This window comes from Parasphingorhabdus marina DSM 22363 (assembly GCF_900128895.1).
In the GTDB taxonomy this organism is placed as follows: Bacteria; Pseudomonadota; Alphaproteobacteria; order Sphingomonadales; family Sphingomonadaceae; genus Parasphingorhabdus; species Parasphingorhabdus marina.
The window spans coordinates 545,642-568,108 of sequence record NZ_FSQW01000001.1 but is presented as its reverse complement, the minus strand read 5'-3'; the positions used below and the strand labels follow the sequence as shown (position 1 = coordinate 568,108).

Sequence of the window (22,467 nt, the reverse complement as noted above, 5' to 3'; positions counted from 1 at the left end):
AAGATCAGGCCTCGGCGAGCAGTTCTTCGCTGATATCCCAGAGCCGTTCCGCGCCCTCCTCATCGGCAATATGCGGGGCGCAATGGAGATAAGGCGGCGAATCTGCGCTCATCAGCTGCGCCACATCACAATCCTCGCAATAGAGCCCGTGCTTGTCATCGAGCAGCGAAGAAGTGGCAGCCCAGAGGGTCGTTGTGCAACCTTGTTCCGGGGTTTTGAAAATCGCTTTTGCGCCTTCACTGACTTCGCCATCCGGGCCGAGCCAGCCCAGTTCAATCTGTTCTTCCTTGGGAAGGTGCCGCTGCAGGGGTGTGAAGATTCCGCCGGGATGTACCGAAAATGCCCGGCCGTCAAAATCCGCCATCCGCCGGCTTAGCGCATTGGCGAAGAGCGCATTGGCACTTTTCGCCTGCGCATAGGCCACCCATTTGTGATATTCGCTTTTCTCGAACTGGATGTCGTCCCACAGGATTCCGCCGCGTTTGTGGGCGATCGAGGACAAGGCAACAACGCGCGGCGCATCGGCCTTTTCGATAAGAGGCAAGAGCGCCTTGGTCAGGGCAAAATGGCCCATATGATTGACCCCGAACTGGCTTTCCCAACCCGGTCCGACCCGCTCCAGCGGACAGGCCATGATGCCCGCATTGTTGATCAGGAGGTCGAGGGCATCGACGCTGTCATATACGGAGGACGCGAAACCGCGCACCGAATCCAGGTCGGCAAGATCCACTTTTGCCGAAGACACATCACCAGTGACCGTCGCCAGATTTTCCTCGGCCTTGGCGGGATCACGCACGGGGACAATGACCGTCGCGCCCTTGCTGGCCAGTGCCCGGGTGGTTTCCAGACCAATGCCCGAATAGCCGCCGGTAACGATGGCGGTCTTCCCGGTCAGATCGATGCCGGCCAGCACGTCCTGCGGTTCGCTCTTGGCCGGAAATCCGGAGCCAAGAGGTGTCTGGTCTGCTGCTGCCATATGATCTGATCCTTTTGTTACGTGGTCTTCGTTCCCACTATTTCCGAAACCGGCATATAATCATAGCCCAGATCGTCAGCGACAGCCTGATAGGTGACGTGCCCGTTCCACACATTCAGGCCTTCGGCGAGATGGGCGTCATCACGCAGGGCGGCTTCCCACCCCTTGTTCGCGATCTGCAGAGCATGGGGCAGGGTGACATTGTTGAGCGCATAGGTGGACGTCCGGGACACGGCGCCGGGCATGTTCGCGACGCAATAATGGACAATGTCATCGACGACATAGGTCGGATCCTGATGGGTAGTCGCCTTGGATGTTTCGAAACAGCCGCCCTGGTCAATCGCGACGTCGACCAGAACAGAACCGGGGCGCATGGTGGAGAGCATTTCACGGCTGACCAGTTTCGGCGCTTCCGCACCGGGGATCAGGACAGCGCCGATGACCAGATCGGCATCTGCCACACATTCCGCCAGATTGGCCTTGTTGGAAAAACGGGTTTTGGCCCGGGCTTCAAAATAATGACCGAGCGATTCCAGCACATCCGGGTTGCGATCGAGTATCGTCACATCGGCGCCAAGGCCGGCCGCCATCTGGGCCGCGTTGAAACCAACCACACCGCCGCCGATGACGGTGACCTTGCCGGGAGACACGCCGGGCACACCGCCGAGCAGGATGCCGCGTCCGCCATGGGCTTTTTCCAGCGCTGTCGCACCGGCCTGGATCGACATCCGCCCCGCGACCTGGCTCATCGGTTTGAGCAGCGGCAGGCCACCGGTGCCTGTCACGGTTTCATAGGCAATGCATGTCGCTTTGGATTGGACCAGATCAGCGGTCTGTTCTGGATCGGGTGCCAGGTGCAGATAGGTGAACAGGATCTGGCCTTCGCGGAGCATCGCCCGTTCAACCGCCTGCGGTTCCTTGACCTTGACCACCATGTCGCATTTTTCGAAAATCTCGGCCGCGGTCTCGGCGATGGTTGCACCGGCAGCAACATATTCGGCATCATCGGCGCCAATGCCGAGGCCCGCCCCGGACTGGACCAGCACGTCATGGCCGTGGGCGGAGAGTTCGCGCACCGATTCCGGGGTGAGGCCGACGCGATATTCATGATTCTTGATTTCCGTAGGGGTACCGACGCGCATGGGAGGCTCCTGTTTCCTGACCGAGTCTGAACTCCGGCTGTTACCAGTTCATGACAGAAGTTGCGAGCGGGAATTGTAATATAATTACCTTATTCCGCAACTTTTCTTATTGGCACCGGCACGGTGCAAATATTGCCATAGCCGCCATGGGCATCAATATATTTCAGCAGCGACGGGCTGTAGCTTGCCAGATATTCATAGCGCGGCTGATCGGCGACCGGCAATTCGCTGGCGAGGCGGATCGATTGAATGGGCACATGCTGGCTCTTGTCGGCGTAAAATCCCCCGCCTTCGGTTCCCAGCGGCAGATTGACGAGATGTTCCAGCCCCGCAATCACTCGGCCGATATTGCCAAATTTTGTATCCAGCCCGCGCGCCTGTTCGCCGGTGATGACGGACAGCTCCGACCCGGTACCGGTATCGGGCGGATCATAATGGGCTGGCGACAGTGAGCCGCGGCAGAGCAGGGGATAGCTGCCCTTGTCGGTGATTCCGACCGGCCAGCCCGCACCAAAGCCGACTTTGGCACCGAAATTCTCATAGATGATTTTCATCAGCGGCCGGATCTCGGTGCCCTGATATGTGTTGCTGTAATCAACCGCCGCTTTCAGCGCCGCCATGTCGCGATTGCGGCGTTCGCCAATGGCGGCGTTATAATATTCGCTTTCGGGCACCGTCTCGAGATTTTTGGGCATCGGCTTGGACAGCGGCGTCCCGCCAAATTGGGTCACGAAGCCTTTCGAGACACGGTAGATCACCGTGCCATCCCACCAGCGCGCCCGGGCGAATGTGCGGATATTGCGGACATGGCCGCCGGACAGTCTGGCGGGCAACAGCTGGATCACCGCCTGCCGGGAGTTACCCTCGGCATCGTCGGGCAGGGTCATGACGAGCAGGTCGTTCACCGGTATCGGCAGCCAGTGTTCGGCCGGCGCGGCGGCCAGCACCTCTTCAGGTGTCGGGGCTTTATCCGCGTCTTCCTCTTCCGGCGCAGCGTCCTGTGCCTGGGCGGGCGAAGCGGGTGACAGATTGGCGGTCAGAAAGAGAAACGGCACCGCCAGCAAAATTTTGGTGTGTCTTTTCATGATCTTGGCTCCGGCCGGTGGGTGACAAAGGTTACACCGTGTAACCCTGCGCGTTTAGCGAGAATATGTCTGATGACGTCCATGGCCAGAGCATAATCGCGACCTGCCAATTAGGAAAGTGTCCGGATGCCGCTGATGTGATCGGCACACACGGTCGGCAACACGAGTTTCCTCGTACTCCTGCGAAGGCAGGAGTCCATCTCCGGTGTTTTCCATAAAGAGCGGCGTCAGAAGATGGTCACCTGCCTGCGCAGGTGCACTGGACCGCTAGTCTGCCGTCACTCGCCGGACCGGCACCGGGATATTGCAGATATCGGCGCCACCGGCCGGTTTGATAAAAAACGGATCCCGGCGGTTGGCCCGAGCCTCGGCATAGCGGGCGAAGCTGTTGCTCTCTGTATCCAAATACCGAAATTCCGGCTGGTCCTTTGCTGGAAGGTCGCTGGCCAGACGGACAGCCGTGATCGGCACACGCTTCTCCGGATCGGCATAGAAGCCCAGCTGCCCCTTGCCGCGCGGCAGGCTGGAGAGATGTTCCATACCTTCGACGATCCGGCCGACCAGGGCAATATTGCGATCCAGATGGCGCGGGGCGTGGCCGATCACGGTGTAGAGTTCCGCGCCGGTGCCCGTGTCAGGGGACAGGTTTCGACCTACGCCCACCATGCCGTAGCAGTGGACGGGCCAGACTGGTGAGTCCCATTCTGCTCCTCCGAAGCCAAAAGGAAAGCCCCCGACAAATGAAGTGCGGGCCGCATAGGCATCTCGCATCAGCATGTGGACGATATTGCGATTGGCGGCGACACCTCCGTCTGCATATGCTTCTTCAGCCGTTCGCTTCAAATCATCGGTACTGTCTGTGCCAAGGAGCTCACGGATAATATTTGAAGCGGGCTGACTGTACTCATTCTCGCCAGTCACCTCCAGACCTTCCGGCAATGCCTTCTGTTCAGTCTCTCCGGATTCCGGATTGTCATACCCCGCATCGCCCCACTGCACGACATAATTGTCCTGCACGCGGTTGATGCTGGTGCCGTCCCAGAATTTCGCCGCGGCCAGCTTGCGGATATTGCGGATCCAGCCCTGCGAGAAGGGCGGCGGCATCAGCTGGATGATCACCCGGCGTTCTTCGCCCTTTGCATCGGGTGCCAGATCCATCACCAGCAGGTCCGACGCGGCAATGGGCTGCCATTCTGTCGCCGCCGCTGCCGCAACGATGGCATTGGGGCTGGGAAATTCTTTCGGCGCCTCTTCCTGGGCGGTGGCGGGAGCGGCACACAGCAGCGCTGCGAGCGGAGCAAACAGGAGGTTTTTTCTCATGCGCAAACCTTAACCGCAACCAATGACTTGCGAAAGTGCGATTCCCGCACTAGGGGAAGCGGCGCTGTCCGGTTATCGACCATTGCACGGATCGGGTGGCATATGCGGAGTCGTGGCAGAGTGGTCGATCGCGCACGCTTGGAAAGCGTGTATAGGGCAACCTATCGAGGGTTCGAATCCCTCCGACTCCGCCATTTTTTGTGGTTCTGCGGCTGCGCGCAATCTGTCAGTCTTCTTATCTTCCGCCAATGCGGCTACGCTCTTTGATGAAAGAGCGGTCGCAAAAGCGTTCGGATTTCGGAGAAGCTGTTATGAAGTGCATGGTGACGATATTGTCCCTCCTGTTGCTGTCATCTTGCGGTGCGGATCGTTCCTACAAGGGGATCATAGTCTATGATGATAGGAATGAACTGTTTCAACAAGCGAAGGAGATGCTGAGGAATGATTCGCCGGAATTTTTTGAGGCACTGGATAGCTCACAATTAATCGGATTTGCCGTTTTCGGGAAAGAGGTTGAATGCGTGTTCATTTCGCACACTACAAATTTGACCGTTCATGTTGATGTGCCACTATATTGTTTTGACTATGCTACCAGGGAATTCGTTACAAAGCTGTAGCTTGCCATGCTGCACCTCGCTCCCGTTTGTGTTGCCGACTGAAATGTTCCTCTGGGACTTTCTTGGCACGGATAGCATTCCGAGCCCCGTTCTGATCTGGCAATTCATTACGGCGTGAAAATCGGACGTTTGGCCGCCAATATGGCCGCTACTGTCAAATCTGGCGCAATTGCTACGGAGTCCGGATGGCCATATAAAATGTCCTGCAAACAGTGCTCCTGTTTCTTGTGTCGGGAGAGCTTGGCAAGGGGGTTGGCTGCGCGCTGGACGGAAGGTCTCGCCGGTCGGATTATGGGAGTAAACATGCCTCGCGATCTATTGAGAACACCAGCGCGCCTGATGAGGAAATTTCCGGATATGCAGGGACAGGGGCGGGATGCCCGAGGGGCCTTTCCCGGGGGGCGTCGGCTATCCTGATGTCTGCCACCATGCCCGTTCATCTGCCCGCGCAAGCACCGGCGCAACATCCGCAACAGGTCGCCGCCAGCCAGGCGGGCCCGGCTCAGCCGAAAGTCGAATATTCGCTGTCGGGCGGACTGCTCGCCCGGCTGGCGAAACTGAAAGTGTCGCTATCCTTCACCTCCTACCAGTCGGGCTTTCTCTATATGCTGGGCGCGGGTCCCAGAGGCGGGGCGCAGCTGCACCAGTCGGGCATGCCGAAGCCGATGGGATTATGTGCGGATGGCCCTGGAAGACTGGTGCTGTCCGCAGGCGCGCAGCTGATCCGTCTGGAAAACATTCTCGAGGCGGACCAGCGGATCAACCAGCTCTATGATGCCTGTTTCATGCCGCGGACACAGAATGTCACCGGGCAGCTCGACGCGCATGATGTCGGTGTCGACGCCGACGGCCGGATCCTGTTCGTCAACACGCGATATAACTGCCTCGCCACCGTGTCGGAGCGCCATTCGTTCGAGGAGGTCTGGCGGCCGTCCTTCATTTCCGAACTGGTCGACGAGGATCGCTGTCATCTCAATGGCCTTGCGATGCGCGACGGCAAGCCGGCCTTTGTCACTGCAGTATCGAAATCCGATACGATTGACGGCTGGCGCGACCGCCGCGCCGATGGCGGTGTGGTGATCGATGTCGAAAGCGGCGCCATTGTCTGCGAGGGGCTGTCCATGCCGCATTCGCCGCGCTGGCATGACGGCAAGCTGTGGGTGCTGAATTCGGGCACGGGGGAACTCGGCTATGTCGAATTTCCTGACGACGCACCAAAGTCGGCCGCGAAAGCCGGGTCAAAGGCTGGCGCCAAATCGGCAGCGAAATCCTCCCCCAAATCGCCATCCAGAGCATCCACCAAGTCCGGAGAGAAACCCGCAGAGCCATCGAATGTGAACACGCCGGTCATGGGCACGTTCAAGCCGGTGGCCTTCTGTCCCGGCTTCCTGCGCGGGCTGACGTTCAAGAATGGCTATGCGTTCGTCGGCCTGTCGCGGCCGCGCTACAAGCGGTTTGAAGGACTGGCGCTCGACCAGCGGCTGCGCAATGCCGACAGCGAGCCCTGGTGCGGCGTGCAGGTGATTGACCTCGCCAAGGGCAGCTGCGTCGACTGGTTCCGGATCGATGGCGCGATTGGCGAGCTCTACGATGTCGAGCTGATCGAGGGCTTCGGCTGTCCGATGACGGTCTCGCCCAATTCGCCGGATGCAGCCACGCTGGTCACCTTTGCCGGGAAACCGGAGTGAGGACGAAATTTTGAATCGCCAAGTTGTTGAGGAGACACTGATGGAAAAGGAATCTCGCTAGGGTCTGTTCACGCGTGAATGGAGGCAACCACTACCCGAACAGATCTGACAGGCTGGGATCATCCTTCCGCTCCACCTCTGGTGGGGTTTTGGGGACAGGATTTGAGCAAGGACACGGACGGGCAGAAAAGCCGGGGCAATGACGGAAACCGCAACGCGGCTTCACGCATTGAGGACCATGCACGCCGGCATTTGAAGCCGCTGCTGCACGCGATGCTGCGCGGCGGCCGGATCACCAAATATCACGGTGTGGTCGCGAGCTATGCGCCGCAGCTGGGTCTGGTCGAGCCGGTCGGCGAGTCCTCGCCTTCTGCGCCGTTTTCCCCGTTCCGCCGCATCCGGGGTCTGTTGCGCTGGAGCGCTGCCCCTGCAGCCCTGCTCGCGCTCGCCAGCACCGCCCCGGTGCAGGCTCAGGATGCCTGTATCGAAATTTCAACCGGCAATTTCACCTGCCAGGATCTCGGCGCGCCGGCGACCACGACGCAGGAGATGGATGGCAGGACTCTCGACATCCGGATCGAGGACGGCTTTGCGGTTGATACCAGCGCGACGTCGGGCAATGCACTCACCGTCACGTCTGATGGCTCTGCCGGTGAAGATGCCCCGGTTGCGATCACCCAGATTGACGGCACCAGCACGCTGACCGGCTCTGCTGACGGCATCAATGTCTATAATAGCGGCGGCGGGGTGACGATCACCACCGGAGGTGCCGTGACCGGCGATAACGGGCGGGGCATCTATGTCGCCGCCGATGTTTTCGGAAACGCTGTGGGCGGTTCGAGCGTAATCAACACGAGCGCCGGCACGGTGACCGGCGGCACGCGCGGTATTGAAATTATCGACTCCGGCGACGATCCACTGACACTGACGGTCGATGACGTGATTGGTGAAGCGGCCGAAGCTATTCGGGTCTTGACCGACGATGCCGCGGCCGACATCACCGTTCAGAGCGTGTCGGGCGAGATTACCGGCGCGACCAGCGGGATGATCCTGACCACCGACGGAGCCGATATCACAGTCGACGGATTCGCGAGCGTCACCGGCCTGGCCGGCCACGGGATCAATGCGGACGTCGGCGACGCCTACGGCAACTACGGCAAAATCACCATCACCGATGTGGCGAACATCACCGGCTATGGTGATACAGTCACCGCCGGCCCACAGGGGCACGGTATCCTCGCGGACGCCCGCTACGGCGACATTTCCATTCAGCGCGTCGGCGTCGGGGACGGCAATCTGGTTGAGGGCCGGGACGGCGACGGGATCAACGTATATGCCTACGCCGGTGAGATCAGTATCGGCGGCGAAACCGACAGCGCGACCGGTGCGGTGATCGGCGCGATCGGCAATGTCACGGCCAGCCGTAACGGAATCATTGCGATCAATGACATTAGCGCTGGCGATATAACGATCAATACAAGCGCGGGTGCCGTGACCGGCGGCTACCGCGGAATCGATGCCAGGCAATATGGTAATGGCGACGTTTCGATTACCGCGCATGACGTCACCGTGCTTGCCGGCGGCAAAGAAGCCATCCTGGTGCAATCTGACAGTTCCGAATCGGACGTGACAGTGACGACGACCGGTACCGTGCAGGGCGCCACGGACGGGATTTATGTCGACAAGACTCAAAATGGCTCGGTCATCATCACGACCGCCGATGTTACTGGTGCGAGCGGTCACGCCATTCGGATTCACCAGAGCGACGACGGCAATGGCTCCATCTATATCGATAGCTCCGCCGGCACGCTGACCGGTTCTGTCGACGGCCTGTTCGTGGAGCAGCTCGATGACGATGAAGGGCACGTCACGATAAAGGTCGACGATGTCGCCGGCGGTCAGGCCGGTATCAGGGCGATTGCGCAGACCGGCGCGACGGAAATCACGCTGACTTCGACGGCAGAAGTCGAAGGGGATGGCGGTGCTGGTATCGACGCGCAGTCGACCGGCGGCGCGATCACGGTCCAGGGGTCATCCGGCGAAATCACCGGCGCGACGGACGGCGTGTACATGCGAACCGGCGGCGGCGTGCTTACCGTGCAGAATCTTGACTCGATCACCGGTGAGGCCGGCGACGGGATCGACGCGGATTCCGATGGCGGCAATATCCTGATCAGCAATATCGACAAGATCACCGGTACGGATGGCCACGGCATCCGCGCCATCAGCGACAATGGCAATGTCTCGATCCAGGGCGTTGGTCTGAACGGCGGCGTGACCGGGACGGGGACGGCTTATGACGGGATTTACGTCTCTTCCGGGACCGGCTCCATCGATATCGGTGGGACCACCGCGATCGGTGATATTACGGGCGGCCGGCACGGTATCGAAGCCTATGTCGAAGCCGATGGCGGCGCACTGACCATCGACAGCAGCGCCGGCTCCGTCGCCGGCGGGACGGACGGTGTTCAGGTGCTCAACAACGGCACTGGCGCAACCAGCATCACCACGGCCGGCGTGACCGGTACCACGGGATATGGTGTATTTGTGGGCCATAGTGGGGCGTCGCTTTCCATCGACACCAGTGCGGGCACGGTCACCGGCGGCAGGGCCGGGATTGCCGCGACGAATAGCGGCACGGGCGACCTGTCGGTCACCACCGCCAATGTCACCAGCACCGGCGCGAACGCCGACGCCATACGCGCGGCCAACGCCTCCAGCGACGGGCGGCTGATCATCGATACCAGTGCCGGCATCGTCAAGGGCACGCGGACCGGCATCAATGCGGACAATTTCGGCAGCGGAGCGACCGTCATCACCGTCAATGACGTGACCGGTTATGGCGCCGAGGGGATATCGGCCAGCAGCACCCAGTCGACCGCCGACATCACCGTGCAGGGCTCGTCGGGCGAGATTACCGGCGCAACCGACGGAATCAACATCTCGACCAGCGGTGCCGACATTGTGGTCGACAATCTCGACAGCGTGACCGGCGAGGCGGGCGATGGTATCGATGCTTCATCCGGCGGCGGGGCGATCACGATCAGCGATATCGGCACGATCCTGGGCACCGGCGGCAACGGCATTCTCGCCGACAGTGACGACGGCGATATCTCGATCCAGGGTGTCGGGCTGGTTGGCGGGGTGACCGGGACGGGCGATACTGATGACGGGATCAGCGCCTATGCCGGGACCGGTTCCATCGATATTGGCGGAACGACGGCAATCGGCAATGTCACGGGCGATGCCTATGGCATCGATGCCCGGGTAGCGCTGGGCGGCGGCGATATCACCATCGACAGCTCTTCGGGCACAGTCACTGGCGAAGACATTGGCATCCATGTCCAGAATGCGGGTGCCGGGGCGGTATCCATCACATCCGCCGCCGTGAACGGCGATGACGTTTATGGCATCTACGCCTATGCCGCGGGCACCAACCTCAGCATCGACAGCAGCGCCGGCGCGGTCACCGGTGGGCAATTCGGTATTTATGCGCGCAATCTGGGCAGCGGCGCCACATCGATCACTGCCGCGGACACAACCAGCTACGAATATGTCGGCATTTCGGCCTATACCGCTTCCACGGCGACCACGCTGGAGATTGACAGCAGCGCCGGGACCGTGACCGGGAGCACGATTGGGATTGAGGCCAGTCACCTCGGCTCCGGCGATGTCACGATCACGGTCGATGATGTCACTGGCGAGGGCGCGCAGGGGATATTGGCGAGCGGCGCCCAGTCGACAGCCGACATCACCGTGAAGGGCTCCTCCGGCGATGTCGAGGGGGCGACAGACGGAATCAAGATCACGACGGTCGGGGCCGATATTGTGGTCGACAATTTTTACAGCGTGACCGGTCAGGCTGGCGACGGTATCGACATTGAATCGGCGGGCGGTGATGTGACCATCACCAATATCACAAATGTCGGCGGTGACAGCATCACCACAACCCCCGGAAACGGAATCGCCATAGACAGCAGCGGTGGAAATATCTCCATCCAGAATGTGGGTGTCGGGACCGGCAATCTGGTTGAGGGGGGAGACGGCGCGGGAATATATGCCGACACCAATACACTGGGTGCGGCTTCGATCGATATTGGCGGTGTCGCGGCCGTGGGCAATATCAAGGGCAGCACCTACGGCATATATGCATCAAATAGCGGCATCGGAGACATCACGGTCAACGCGAGAGCCGGTTCGGTTACGGGTGAAGATGTCGGTGTCGATGTCAATCACAGCGGCACCGGAAACATTTCCGTCACGACTGCGAATGTGACGAGTTCCAATGGGCACGGACTGGATGCCTATGGCGAGGAGAACGTCACCGGGATCTCGATCAACACGGTGGCCGGCTATGTGAAAGGTGGCGATGCTGGGGTCTCCGTATCGAACGAAGGATCGGGAGCGCTTTCGGTTGTTACCGGGGATGTCACCGGATTGTCCGGCTATGGCATCACTGTCCAAAATGCTGCCACCAGCACATCTTTGACCATTGATTCCAGCGCGGGCGAGGTGCGCGGATCGACCAGAGGCATCCATGCGGCCCATAATGGCAGCGGCGATGTGATCATCACCGTCAATGACGTGACCGGATATGCCGATGCAGCCATTCACGCCGTCACGACGCAGGGCACGTCCAGCATCACGGTCCAGGGGTCCTCCGGCGTTATCGAGGGGGCGGCCGACGGCATCTATGTGCGAACTGCCGGTGACGAAATCGCGATCAGAAATCTCGACAGCGTGACCGGCAATGCCGGCGACGGGCTGGATCTGGCCTCGGCCGGCGGGGCGATCACCATCAGCAATATCGGCACGATCCTGGGCACCGGTGGTCACGGCGTTCTGGCTGACAGCGATGGCGGCGATATTTCCATCCAGGGCAGCGGTTTTACTGGCGGAATTGAGGGCACCGGCGGCCACGGCATTTCTGCTGACGCCCGCGGCGGCACCGGGGGTGATATTGCTATCGGCACCGAGGACGCCATCGGTGACGTTGCCGGGATATATGACGGTATCTACGCACGGACGAACGGGTCGGGTAGCGTAGCCATCGTCGCCGACGGCGATGTCTCGGGCGAAATATCCGGGGTATCGGTCAACAATGAAGGCGCTGGCGCCGTTTCCGTAGCCGTTTCGGGAACAACCTATGCTGGCCTCACCGGAATTGAGATCGACAACAGCAATGGCGGTTCTGTGACACTGGAAACGGGCGGGGTCCAGAGCCGGTTTTACAGCGCGATCGAAATCAGCAACGACGCGGGCACCACGACCACGGTCACCGTCAATGACGATATCACCAGCGGCAGTGTCATCTCTGCCGGGATCGATGTCCGGAATGACAATGGCGGCGACATTGCGGTTACCGCCTATGGCGACATCACCACCCGGGGGGACAATTACGGCCGCGGCGATGCGATCCTGGCGCAGACAAGCACCGGCGATATTGCGGTCGAGGTGAGCGGCAACATCCGTACCGGTACGGATAGCTCAAAGGCCGATTCCGATGGAATCAACTTGCAGACCAGTACAGGTGACATTTCCATCACCTCGACCGGTGACATTGTGGCCACAGGGTCCGGCGCGGACGCGGTTGTGGCCGAGGTCACAACATCCGGCACGATCGACATCAACCTGTCTGGCGACAGTGTTTCCGGCGCGATCGGTATTGACAGCGATGCCACGACCGGCGCGACAGAAATCACCATCGGGTCCGATACCGATGTGCAGGGCACAACCGGCCACGGCATCGACAGCCGCGCAACCACCGGAGCCATCACGGTGCAAGGCTCGTCCGGCACAATCACCGGCGCGCTGGATGGCATTAATTCGCTCACTATGGGCGGCAATATCCAGATCACCAGTCTCGACAGCGTCACCGGCCAGGCCGGCGATGGTATCGACACCTCATCCGGCAGCGGGGCGATCACGATCAGCAATATCGGCACGATCGTTGGAACTGGCGGCAACGGCATCCAGGCCGAAAGCTCCGGCGGCGACATTTCGATCCAGGCTGTCGGACTGGTCGGCGGGGTGACCGGCACGGGCGTTTTTGATGACGGGATCAGCGCTCGTGCCAATGACGGAGGATCCATTCTGATCGGCTCCGTGACCGCGGTCGGCAATGTCACCGGTGAAAAATATGGTATCACAGCCTATGCAGCCGATACCGCAGTCAGCGGCGACATCATCATTGACAGCTCTTCGGGCACCGTTGCTGGCGGTGATACGGGCATCCTGGCTCAGAATCTGGGGGCCGGAGCGGTATCCATCACATCCGCCGCCGTGAAAGGCGATGCTGCCTATGGCATTTACGCTTTTGCCGAGGGCACCAATCTCACCATCGACAGCAGCGCCGGCGCGGTCACCGGTGGGGAATTCGCTATTTGGGCACGCAATCTGGGCAGCGGTGCCACATCGATCACTGTCGCGAACGCAACCGGTGACCTCTACGCCGGCGTGCGTGCCACTACCGGTTCCGCAACAACGACGCTGCAGATTGACAGCGCCGCCGGGACCGTCACCGGGAATACAGTCGGGATTGAGGCCAGTCACCTCGGCTCCGGCGATGTCACGATTACGGTTGATGATGTCACCGGCAAGGGCGCGGAGGGGATTTTGGCGAGCAGCGCCCAGTCGGACGCCAATATTACCGTGCAGGGCTCTTCTGGCGAAATTGTCGGCGCAACCGACGGAATCAAGATCACGACGGCGGGGGCCGACATTGTGGTCAACAATCTCGACAGCGTGACCGGCCAGGCGGGCGACGGGCTCGATCTGAGTTCTTCCGGCGGTGCCATCAGCGTCTCCGATATCGATACCATTCGGGGTGCCGCGCGCCACGGCATTGTCGCCTATAGCGATAGCGGCAGCATTTCGGTGCAGGGCAGCGGCCTCGTCGGTGGCATCACCGGCGTCGGCGGGGCCGGAATACTGGCCTATGCGGCCGGAACCAGCGGAACCGCCAGCGATGGTAATATTGATATCGGCGGCACCACTGCGATCGGCGATGTGACCGGAGCCGTCTGGGGCATTCGCGCCACCACACGGATCGGCAGTATCATGATCGACAGTTCGGAGGGATCCGTGACCGGCAGCACAGCCGGCATATGGGTCCAATCCCTATCTCAGCGCGGCGTGTCGATCACCACCGCCGATGTCACGAGCAGCACCTTTGGGGCCGGTGTGACCGCAAGCAGCCGCGGCGGCGGCGTGACGATCGACAGCTCGGCCGGAACAGTGACGGGCGGATCTTTCGGCATCAATGCGAGTGATTCCGGTGCGGGAGACCTCGCTCTCACCGTGGACGACGTCTATGGGCGCGGCGCCGCGGCGATCATGACCAGCGCTGCGTCCGGAACCACGGTCATCACACTGACCTCTACGGCCGATGTGACCAGCTTGGCGGCTGCCGGGATATCGGCAATTTCAACCGGATCCGATGCGGATATCACGATTCAGGGCAGCTCAGGATCCGTCACGGGCAATACCGACGGCATCACCACGCGGACTTTGGGTGCGGATATTGTCGTCCGAAATCTCGACAGCGTGACCGGCAATGGCGGCAGCGGGATCGATGCCGCATCTTCCGGCGGCGACATCACTATTGCCAACATCACCAATATCATCGGCTATGGCGCAGCGACGACCACCGGAGCGACCGGGTTCGGGATCCTGGCCAATGCCGACGCCGGCAATATCTCCATCCAGAATGTTGGCGTGGGAACCGAAGGTCTGGTGGGCGGCGGCGACGGCTCGGGAATCCAGGCAACCAGCAGCGGCGGTGACATCAATATTGGCGGTGTGACGGCGATCGGCAATGTGTCGGGCAGCGACCACGGCATCAACGCGGAAATCAGCGCGGGTACTGGCACGATCACGATCGATACGAGCAGCGGTCTTGTCCGGAGCGGGGGTCTGGACGGCATTGCGGCACGCAATCTGGGCATGGGCAATGTCTATGTGGCAGCCGGAAGTGTCTATGCCGGCAATAACGGCATTCAAACCTATACGACAATCGGGACCACCGAAATCACCATAAGCGCCGGCGCCGCGATCGACGGCGGCAGCGCGGCTGGCGTTGCCGCTTCCTCTGTGGGCGGGGATCTGGTTTTGCAAGGACTGTCCGGCAGCACCATCAGCGGCCAGGACCAGGGCGTCCACATGGATTCGGATGGCGGCGAAATCATGATTGCCGGACTGGAAAGCATCACCGGAAACATGGGCAACGCCATAGATGCGACCTCCACAGGCGATGCGATCACCATCAGCGGTGTCGGGACCGTCAACGGGTTTAACGCCAGCGGAATTGATGTCACTTCCGGCGGCGGCGCGATATCGATCCAGGGAACCGGCCTGATCGGCGGTATTTCGGGCGGCAACGGCTCCGGCATCCTCGCTGATGCGACCGGCGGTGCGGGCGGTGACGTCAATATTGGCGGCACCACGGCCAATGGCCGCATTTCCGCTGCCGGCGGCGCTGGCGTGGCCGCGCAGGCGGATGGCGAGGGCGATGTCACCGTTGCGGTGTCCGCAGTGACAACAACCGGCAACAATGCCATCGGTATTTCCGCAGCCAACGTAAATGGCGATATCCGGGTCGAATCTTCCGGCGCGATTTCCACCAGTGGAGCCGCTTCAGAGGGCGTCGATGCGCAGAGCACGTCCGGCGCCGTCAGCGTGTCGGTGGCAGGCATCACCACCAAAGGTTTTGATTCCGAAGGCGTCGATGCCAGCAGCGATTCCGGGACAGTGACGGTAACCGCAACCGGCCTGATATCGACCGAAGGCGAAGAGTCGGACGGGGTCGAAGCCGAAAACCTGACCGGCGATATCATCGTCAACGTCGCGGCGATCTCGACGACAGGCGACTATGCCGCCGGTGTCCAGGCGGAGAACAATACGGGCGCCATCCGCATTACAGCAACCGGCGCCATCTCGACGACGGGCCTGGACAGCAATGGAGTCAATGCCGGCACCTATGCGGGCGAAATTGAAATCAGCGTCGCGGACGTAACCACGACCACCAGCGGATCTTCGGGCATTTTGGCCACAAGCTATGCCGGCGATGTCAGTGTCGAATCAAGCGGCACGATTGCGGTGTCCGGCGAAGGCGCGACAGGTGTGCTGGCCGACAGCTATAACGGCAATGTCACTGTCGACGTCAACAATGTGGAAGCGACCGGAGTTCCGACCAATACCGGAGTTTTCGGTTTTGCTGGCGGAATATTCGCCTTTGCGCCCGAAGGAGAAGTGGCGGTGACGGCGACCGGTACGGTTGCGACTGATGCCGACTTTGCCCAGGGCGTGATCGCGGCTGGGGCAGCGAATGCCGTCGTTGAAGTCAACAATGTCGCAACCGAAGGCAATTTTGCATCCGCCCTGCTCGTCACCACAAGAGACGGTCCGATCGAGATTACCGCCAATGGCAATATCACGACCGAAGGCATCAGCTCCACCGGGATCAATGCCGACGGCTATGGCGCGGTGACGGTCGAGGCGGTGAATATTGCGACACTGGGCGCCAATTCCAACGCCATCTATGCGACCAGCTATGGAAATTATGTCAAGGTGGCTACGACCGGTACCATCTCCACCGCTGGCGCGGATTCGGATGGAATTGAAGTCTATGCCTATAGCGGCAACGCCACGATCACCAGTTCCGGCGCTGTCACCACACAGGGCAATGGATCCGATGCCATCCTGGTGGTCTCGGTTGATGGCAATATCGACATCACCAGCACCGGCCCGGTCTCGACCGCAGGCACGGCGGCCACCGGAATCTATGCCGGAACCGGTGATGCGGGGACGATAGATCTCACGATCGACGATGTGACGGCGACGAACAGCACCGCCGTTCTGACGCGAGCGCAAAATGGCCGGATGCTGATCACGCTGCGTTCCACGGCTGATGTCACCGGCGGCACTGGCGCCGGGATCGATGCCGCATCGAGCGGTTCCTATGGCGACATCATCATACAGGGTTCGTCCGGCAATGTGACCGGCGGAACCGACGGCATTCGGACCCTGACACGGGGTGCCGATATCACGGTGCAGGATCTCGACAGCGTCATTGGCAATGGCGGCAGCGGACTCGATCTGACCTCGAATGGCGGCGACATCACGATCTCCAATATCGGTACCATCTATGGCCAGCGTGCCATCGATTCCGCCGGTATCAGGGCATTGAGCGACGGCGGCACCATCTCGATACAGGGTTCCGGCCTTGTCGGCGGGATCGGCAGCGCCAACATGCAGGGCATCTATGTCCGCTCGGGCACGGGCGATATCCATATCGGCGATGAAACGGCGCTGGGTGATATTGCGGGTTTCGGCTTCGGCATCGACGCCCAGAACGCGGTCGGCGGCGGCGCCATCATCATTGATACAAGCGGTGGGACAACAGGTTCGGACACGACCGGTATCTATGCGATAAACCGGGGTACGGGGGTGCTGGACATCACCGCCGCCGATATTGCTGCATCGTCTCTGGATGGCATTGATGCCCGGCATCTGGGCACCGGCGCAATCCGCATTACGACCGAAAATATTATCGCCGGATTCGACGGGATCAGTGTCAGTGGCGGCGTCAGTTCGGGCGCCATCACTGTCGACACCTCGGCCGGGACTGTCCTTGGCGGCCAGACAAACACGGTGGGCTCCGGTGGCTCAGGCATTGTCGTCACCGGCAACGGCACCGGTGAAATTTCGGTCACGACCGCGGATGTGACCACAAATGGATTTGCCGGCATCGCGATTACCAGCAATGGTGGCGCTTCGCCGGTCGTCGTGGACAGCACCGCCGGAGCGGTAAGCGGCAGGTTCGGTATCATTGTCACGCAAAGAATCGACGAAGCGGTCACCATCACCACCGGCGATGTCACGGGGACCTATGCCGACGGCATTGCCGTCGAGTTGACTGGCAATGGTGACAATAGCAGTGACACTATCGTCGATTCCCGTGCAGGAAGCGTGACCGCTGCCGGTACCGGTATCTCTGTGAATTCCCAGGGAACCGGAAAAGTCGAAGTCAGATCTGATGATGTGACCGGGAATGTTGGGATCGTCGTCACGGCGGCTGAGGGAACAACCGACATCACTCTGACCTCGACCGCGCTTGTCCGCGGGACGGATGGACCGGGTATCGTGGCAATGTCGACGGGCCGATATGCGGATATCGCCATAACGGGTTCTTCGGGCGACGTGATCGGGGCGTCCGATGGCATGTACAGCCGCACGGCCGGCGCGGACATTTCTGTCACCAATCTCACCAGCGTTACCGGCCAGGCGGGAGACGGTATTGATGCCGCATCCGCAGGCGGAGCGATTAGCATCACCAACATCGACACCATTGCGGGCACGGGCGGAACCGGCCTCCTCGCGGACAGCGACGGTGGCGCGATCTCGGTGCAGGGCGTGGGCCGGACCGATGGTGTCACCGGCACAGCAGGTGCCGGTATTTTTGCGGATGCATCGGGCGGTGCCGGCGGGTCCATTGCCATCGGTACGGATCTGGCGGTCGGCAATGTCAGCGGGGCAACCGAAGGGATTCGTGCGGTCACCGATGGATCAGGATCGATCGCGATCGACACCAGCACCGGAAGCGTAAGTGGGGATAGCCAGGGAATCAGCACGCGTGTTGCGGGCACGGGTAATACGACCATCACCACCGCGGATGTCAGCGGCGGTGATTTCGATGGCATCTATGCCTATGTGGCCAGCACCGCGACCGGCCTGACAATCGACACGAGCGCGGGCACCGTCACCGGGGGCGACGTCGATGGTCGCGGCATAACGGCACTCAATTTCGGTGCTGGCGCAACCGCGATCACTGCGGCGGATGTCACCGGATATGCCGGAGACGGCATATTCGCGCTCGGAAATGGCTCGACACTGACTGTGGACAGCAGTGCCGGTACGGTGACGGGCGCCGATCAGGGCATTGAAGTGTCAAGCAGCGGCACCGGCCCGGTGCAGATCACCGTCGGTGATGTAACCGGACAAGGCGCAGAAGCGATCCGCGCGGTCAGCACGCAGGCGACAGCGAATATCTCCATTCAGGGTCCATCTGCCGATATTGTCGGCGCAACGGACGGCATTTACAGCCGCACGGCCGGAGCGGACATTTCTGTCAGCAATATGGCCAGCGTCATCGGCCAGGCGGGCTCCGGGCTTGATCTGGATACGACCGACGGCGGCGCGTCCGGTGCGGCGATCACGGTCAGCAATATCACCGGCGCGATCGAAGGCCGCAACGCGGTTGATGCCGATGGCATCCATGCGCGGAGCGGCACCGGGGATATCACCATCCGGAATATCGGCAGCATCACCGGCGCGAACGATGGCCTCGATCTCGCCACAACAGGCGGAGCGATCACGGTCAACGCTATCGGCAGCGTGACTGGCCAGACCGGGGATGCCCTCCATCTGGTTTCGTCCGGCGGCAGCATAACGGTGACCGAGATCGGCACGATCAACGGCTATGGCAACGGGATATTTGCAGATGCCGGCAGCGGGTCGATTTCGATCCAGGATGTGGGCCTGGTCGGTGGTATCACCGCAAGTAATGGCGCCGGGATCGCGGCCTATGCCGACAATGGCGGGAGCATCAATATCGGCACCTCCGGAGCGATCGGGCTGATCAATGGCACGACCTATGGGGTGACCGGCGGTACCAATGGTGGCGGCAATATCATTATCGATGTGCGGGACTTCCCGGTCACTGGCGCCAATGGCGTTGCGGCGGAGAATGTCGGCACCGGCTATACGGCGATTTTCACGGCTGCTGTCACCGGCACGGCCGGCAATGGCATCGAAGCCACCAATAATGGCACGACATTGGCCATCAATGCATTCGGCGCAGTCGCGGGGGCAAATGACGGCATCAGAGCAGCCAATAATGGCACCGGAACGACGGCAATCACAACCGCTGCCGTTACCGGCACTGCCGGAACGGGTGTCCATGCCCATGGTTCGGCGGCAAGCTCTGGCCTGACGATCAACAGTCTGTCCGGCGCGGTCTCCGGCTACACCAATGGCATGGAAGTCTATCATGCGGGATCCGGAGCTCTCCGGCTCGATAGCGCGAATGTAACCGGCGCCACGCAGACCGGTATTTCCGCTACTGCTGCCAGCAACAGCGACGGATTGTTCATTGACACCACAGACGGAACGGTGACCGGCGCGACCCATGGGATCATTGCAGATAATCAGGGCACCGGGGCCACGGTGATAGAGAGCGCAAATGTTTCCGGCACGGCGGGAGATGGGCTTACTGTCCTCCATTCCGGAACCAGCCTGACCATTGATACAACCGGTTCGGTATCGGGCGCGAATGGCGGGATTTCTGCCACCAATAATGGCTCCGGAATAACCCGGATCAGTGCCACCGGAACGGTCACCGGCACGGCTGGCAATGGCATTGCAGTCACAGGGGGCGGAACCGGCAGCGCAGTCACACTGAACACGGCAGCAGCCGTAGCGGGCGGGGAAAATGGCATCTTTGTCGATGCCGGAACGGGCGACCTGACTCTCGAAATTGGCGGCGATGTCACCGGAGGCGAAAACGGGATCCACACCTATGCCGAAAACGGGACGCGGCTGACTTTGGCTGTCGGGCAGACGATTTCTGGCGATGATTTTGGCGTAGCAACCATGACCCGTACCGGAAGCAGCATGTCGAATGATGTGCTGGTTGTTGCCGGCACGGTCAATGGCGACATTGGCACATTTGAAGGTGATGACAGCGTGAGCATTGCCGCCACCGGAACCGTGAGCGGGGAAATCGCTCTGGGAAGCGGAGACGATCGTCTCGATCTGGATGGAAATGCCTTTGTTTCGTTGCTGGGCGGAGAAGGGAATGACATCCTGAACTTCAATGCGACTGGCACGCTGATCAGCAGCGGCGGAACGGGTGCAGACAATGTTGCCGGTTTTGAAATCTATAATTTCAACAATGGCGGCTACCGTTTGGCCGGTAGTCACACCGGCCTGATGGAAACCAGCTTCAACGCCGGTGAAAATATCTGGCTGGGCGCGCTGGATTCGACCCGTGTGACGATCAGCAGCGGCGCTGTGGTCCAGGTCGCTCAGGGTGCCAGTCTGACCGGTAATCTCGTCAACAGTGGCACCGTGGGAATCAACGCAACCGGGGCCGGGGCGTTCAATATCACCGGCGACTTCACCCAGGGTGCAGATGCCATTCTTGCATTGAACGTGGTCAACACCGCGAACTTTGATCAGTTGGTCGTATCCGGAAATGTTGTTCTGGATGGAACGCTGGCACTGACACAAACCGCCTTTGGATCGGGCGAACTGCGACTGATTGACGGGGGTACGGCACTGGATGGCGTGTTTGCCAATGTCACCGGCCTCGGCGGTGCCCTGGTGTCCCAGGAAATCGTCTACGACTCCGACAATTTTGATGTATTGCTCGTGTCCACGATCAACGAAATCGGAACAACCGGACTGGTTGATGGCGATGACATTTCCGTGGCGACCGACATTTCGTCTGGTTTGTCCGACGGGACGTTGAACGCGGACCTGGAATCTCTGGTACTGGGCATTGGTCTGATCGACAGCGTGCCCGTGCTGGAAAATGCGCTGCGCGAACTGCGGCCAGAGGTTTCTGTTGCCGGACTTGAAGTGTTTCGCAGTTCGCAGAATCTTTTCCTCGACCGTCTGGCGGCGGGTTCGGTGACCGCTCCGACGCAGCCGGTGGAAACGGCCGCTCTGGATGGCCGTCTCTATGCCCCGGTGCCGAAGTCGGGCGGCAAACATATCTGGGGCAATGTCCAATACGTCCGGCATGTTCAGGACGGGACATTGTCCAATCCGGATTATGCAGCCGACAGCTTTGAGCTGGCCGCGGGTGTCTCCGGAATAGAATTGGGCGATGTCACATTCGGGTTTGCTTTGGGCTATTCCGATATTGACACAAAAGAGCAGCTGGCTGCCCCGGACCGTTCGCAGATCGAGGTTTTCCGGGCTGGTGCGATTGCCAGTGCGCCGATGAACACATCGGGCAAGGGCCTCAACGCGCATGTCGACGGCATGCTTTCCTTTGCCGCCGGTACCAACACGGTGAACATGAATGTTGCAATACCCGCTGTCGGCTACGCCGCCGCCCAGTCGGGAGAAGGCGATATTCACTATATCGGTGCAGGGCTGCGCGTCACTCTTGACGGATTTGGTGACAAGGACTGGCTGGTCAAGCCGCATCTCATGGTGGCCTGGGACAACGTCTACCAGGGCAGCATGACCATTGGCGAGGGCGCCACCGCTCTTGTGACAGGAAAGGGTGATTTTGATCGCACGACGTTCGGATATGGTCTGTCGATGAACCATCAGTGGACCGGGAAAACGCGTCTCCATGCGAGCCTGACCGGCTATCATTTTGTTGGCGACACGCAGATTGGGTTCGGCTCTTCCTTCGCTAACAACAGTGCGGCGACAAGCTTTGTCACGACGGGAGAAGATGTCCGCCATCAATATGTCGTTGAAAGCGGTGTAGAGCATGATTTCGGCCGGGGCTGGTCCCTCTCCGCCGATGCCTTTGCCGAATTTGGTGATCTGCAAGCCTATGGGGGAATGTTCAAGCTGACCAAGCGGTTCTGACGACGTGATTTCTGACGGATGGCCGGG

General features: G+C 60.7%; 6 protein-coding genes and 1 tRNA gene. 3 read left to right on the top strand and 4 right to left on the bottom strand.

Going from position 1 to position 22,467, the window contains the following annotated elements; all coding sequences use genetic code 11:
• Positions 1-4: 4 nt before the first annotated feature.
• From BUQ90_RS02780 to BUQ90_RS02765, 4 genes are all read right to left on the bottom strand, one after another.
• A complete protein-coding gene (locus tag BUQ90_RS02780; RefSeq protein ID WP_074203611.1) occupies positions 5-976 on the bottom strand; it encodes an oxidoreductase in 972 nt (323 codons plus the stop codon).
• Between the two features lie 17 nt (positions 977-993).
• Positions 994-2,118 (bottom strand): alanine dehydrogenase, encoded by a 1,125-nt coding sequence (gene ald, locus BUQ90_RS02775; RefSeq protein ID WP_074203610.1) that lies wholly within the window; start codon positions 2,116-2,118, stop codon positions 994-996.
• Between the two features lie 89 nt (positions 2,119-2,207).
• Positions 2,208-3,203: a peptidylprolyl isomerase gene (locus BUQ90_RS02770; protein ID WP_084192443.1), complete on the bottom strand. Its 996-nt coding sequence runs from the start codon at positions 3,201-3,203 to the stop codon at positions 2,208-2,210.
• Between the two features lie 267 nt (positions 3,204-3,470).
• Positions 3,471-4,523, bottom strand: coding sequence for a peptidylprolyl isomerase (locus BUQ90_RS02765; protein WP_074203609.1), 1,053 nt, complete (start codon positions 4,521-4,523; stop codon positions 3,471-3,473).
• Positions 4,524-4,629: 106 nt separating this feature from the next.
• On the opposite strand from BUQ90_RS02765, the gene BUQ90_RS02760 reads away from it, so the two are divergent.
• From BUQ90_RS02760 to BUQ90_RS02745, 3 genes are all read left to right on the top strand, one after another.
• A tRNA-Ser gene (locus tag BUQ90_RS02760) sits at positions 4,630-4,717 on the top strand.
• Between the two features lie 839 nt (positions 4,718-5,556).
• Positions 5,557-6,828: a TIGR03032 family protein gene (locus tag BUQ90_RS17760; RefSeq protein WP_074203607.1), complete on the top strand. Its 1,272-nt coding sequence runs from the start codon at positions 5,557-5,559 to the stop codon at positions 6,826-6,828.
• A 162-nt stretch (positions 6,829-6,990) separates the two neighbouring features.
• The gene (locus tag BUQ90_RS02745) at positions 6,991-22,440 is read left to right on the top strand and encodes an autotransporter outer membrane beta-barrel domain-containing protein (RefSeq protein ID WP_143182699.1); all 15,450 of its coding nucleotides are present in this window, start codon (positions 6,991-6,993) and stop codon (positions 22,438-22,440) included.
• Positions 22,441-22,467: the final 27 nt, after the last annotated feature.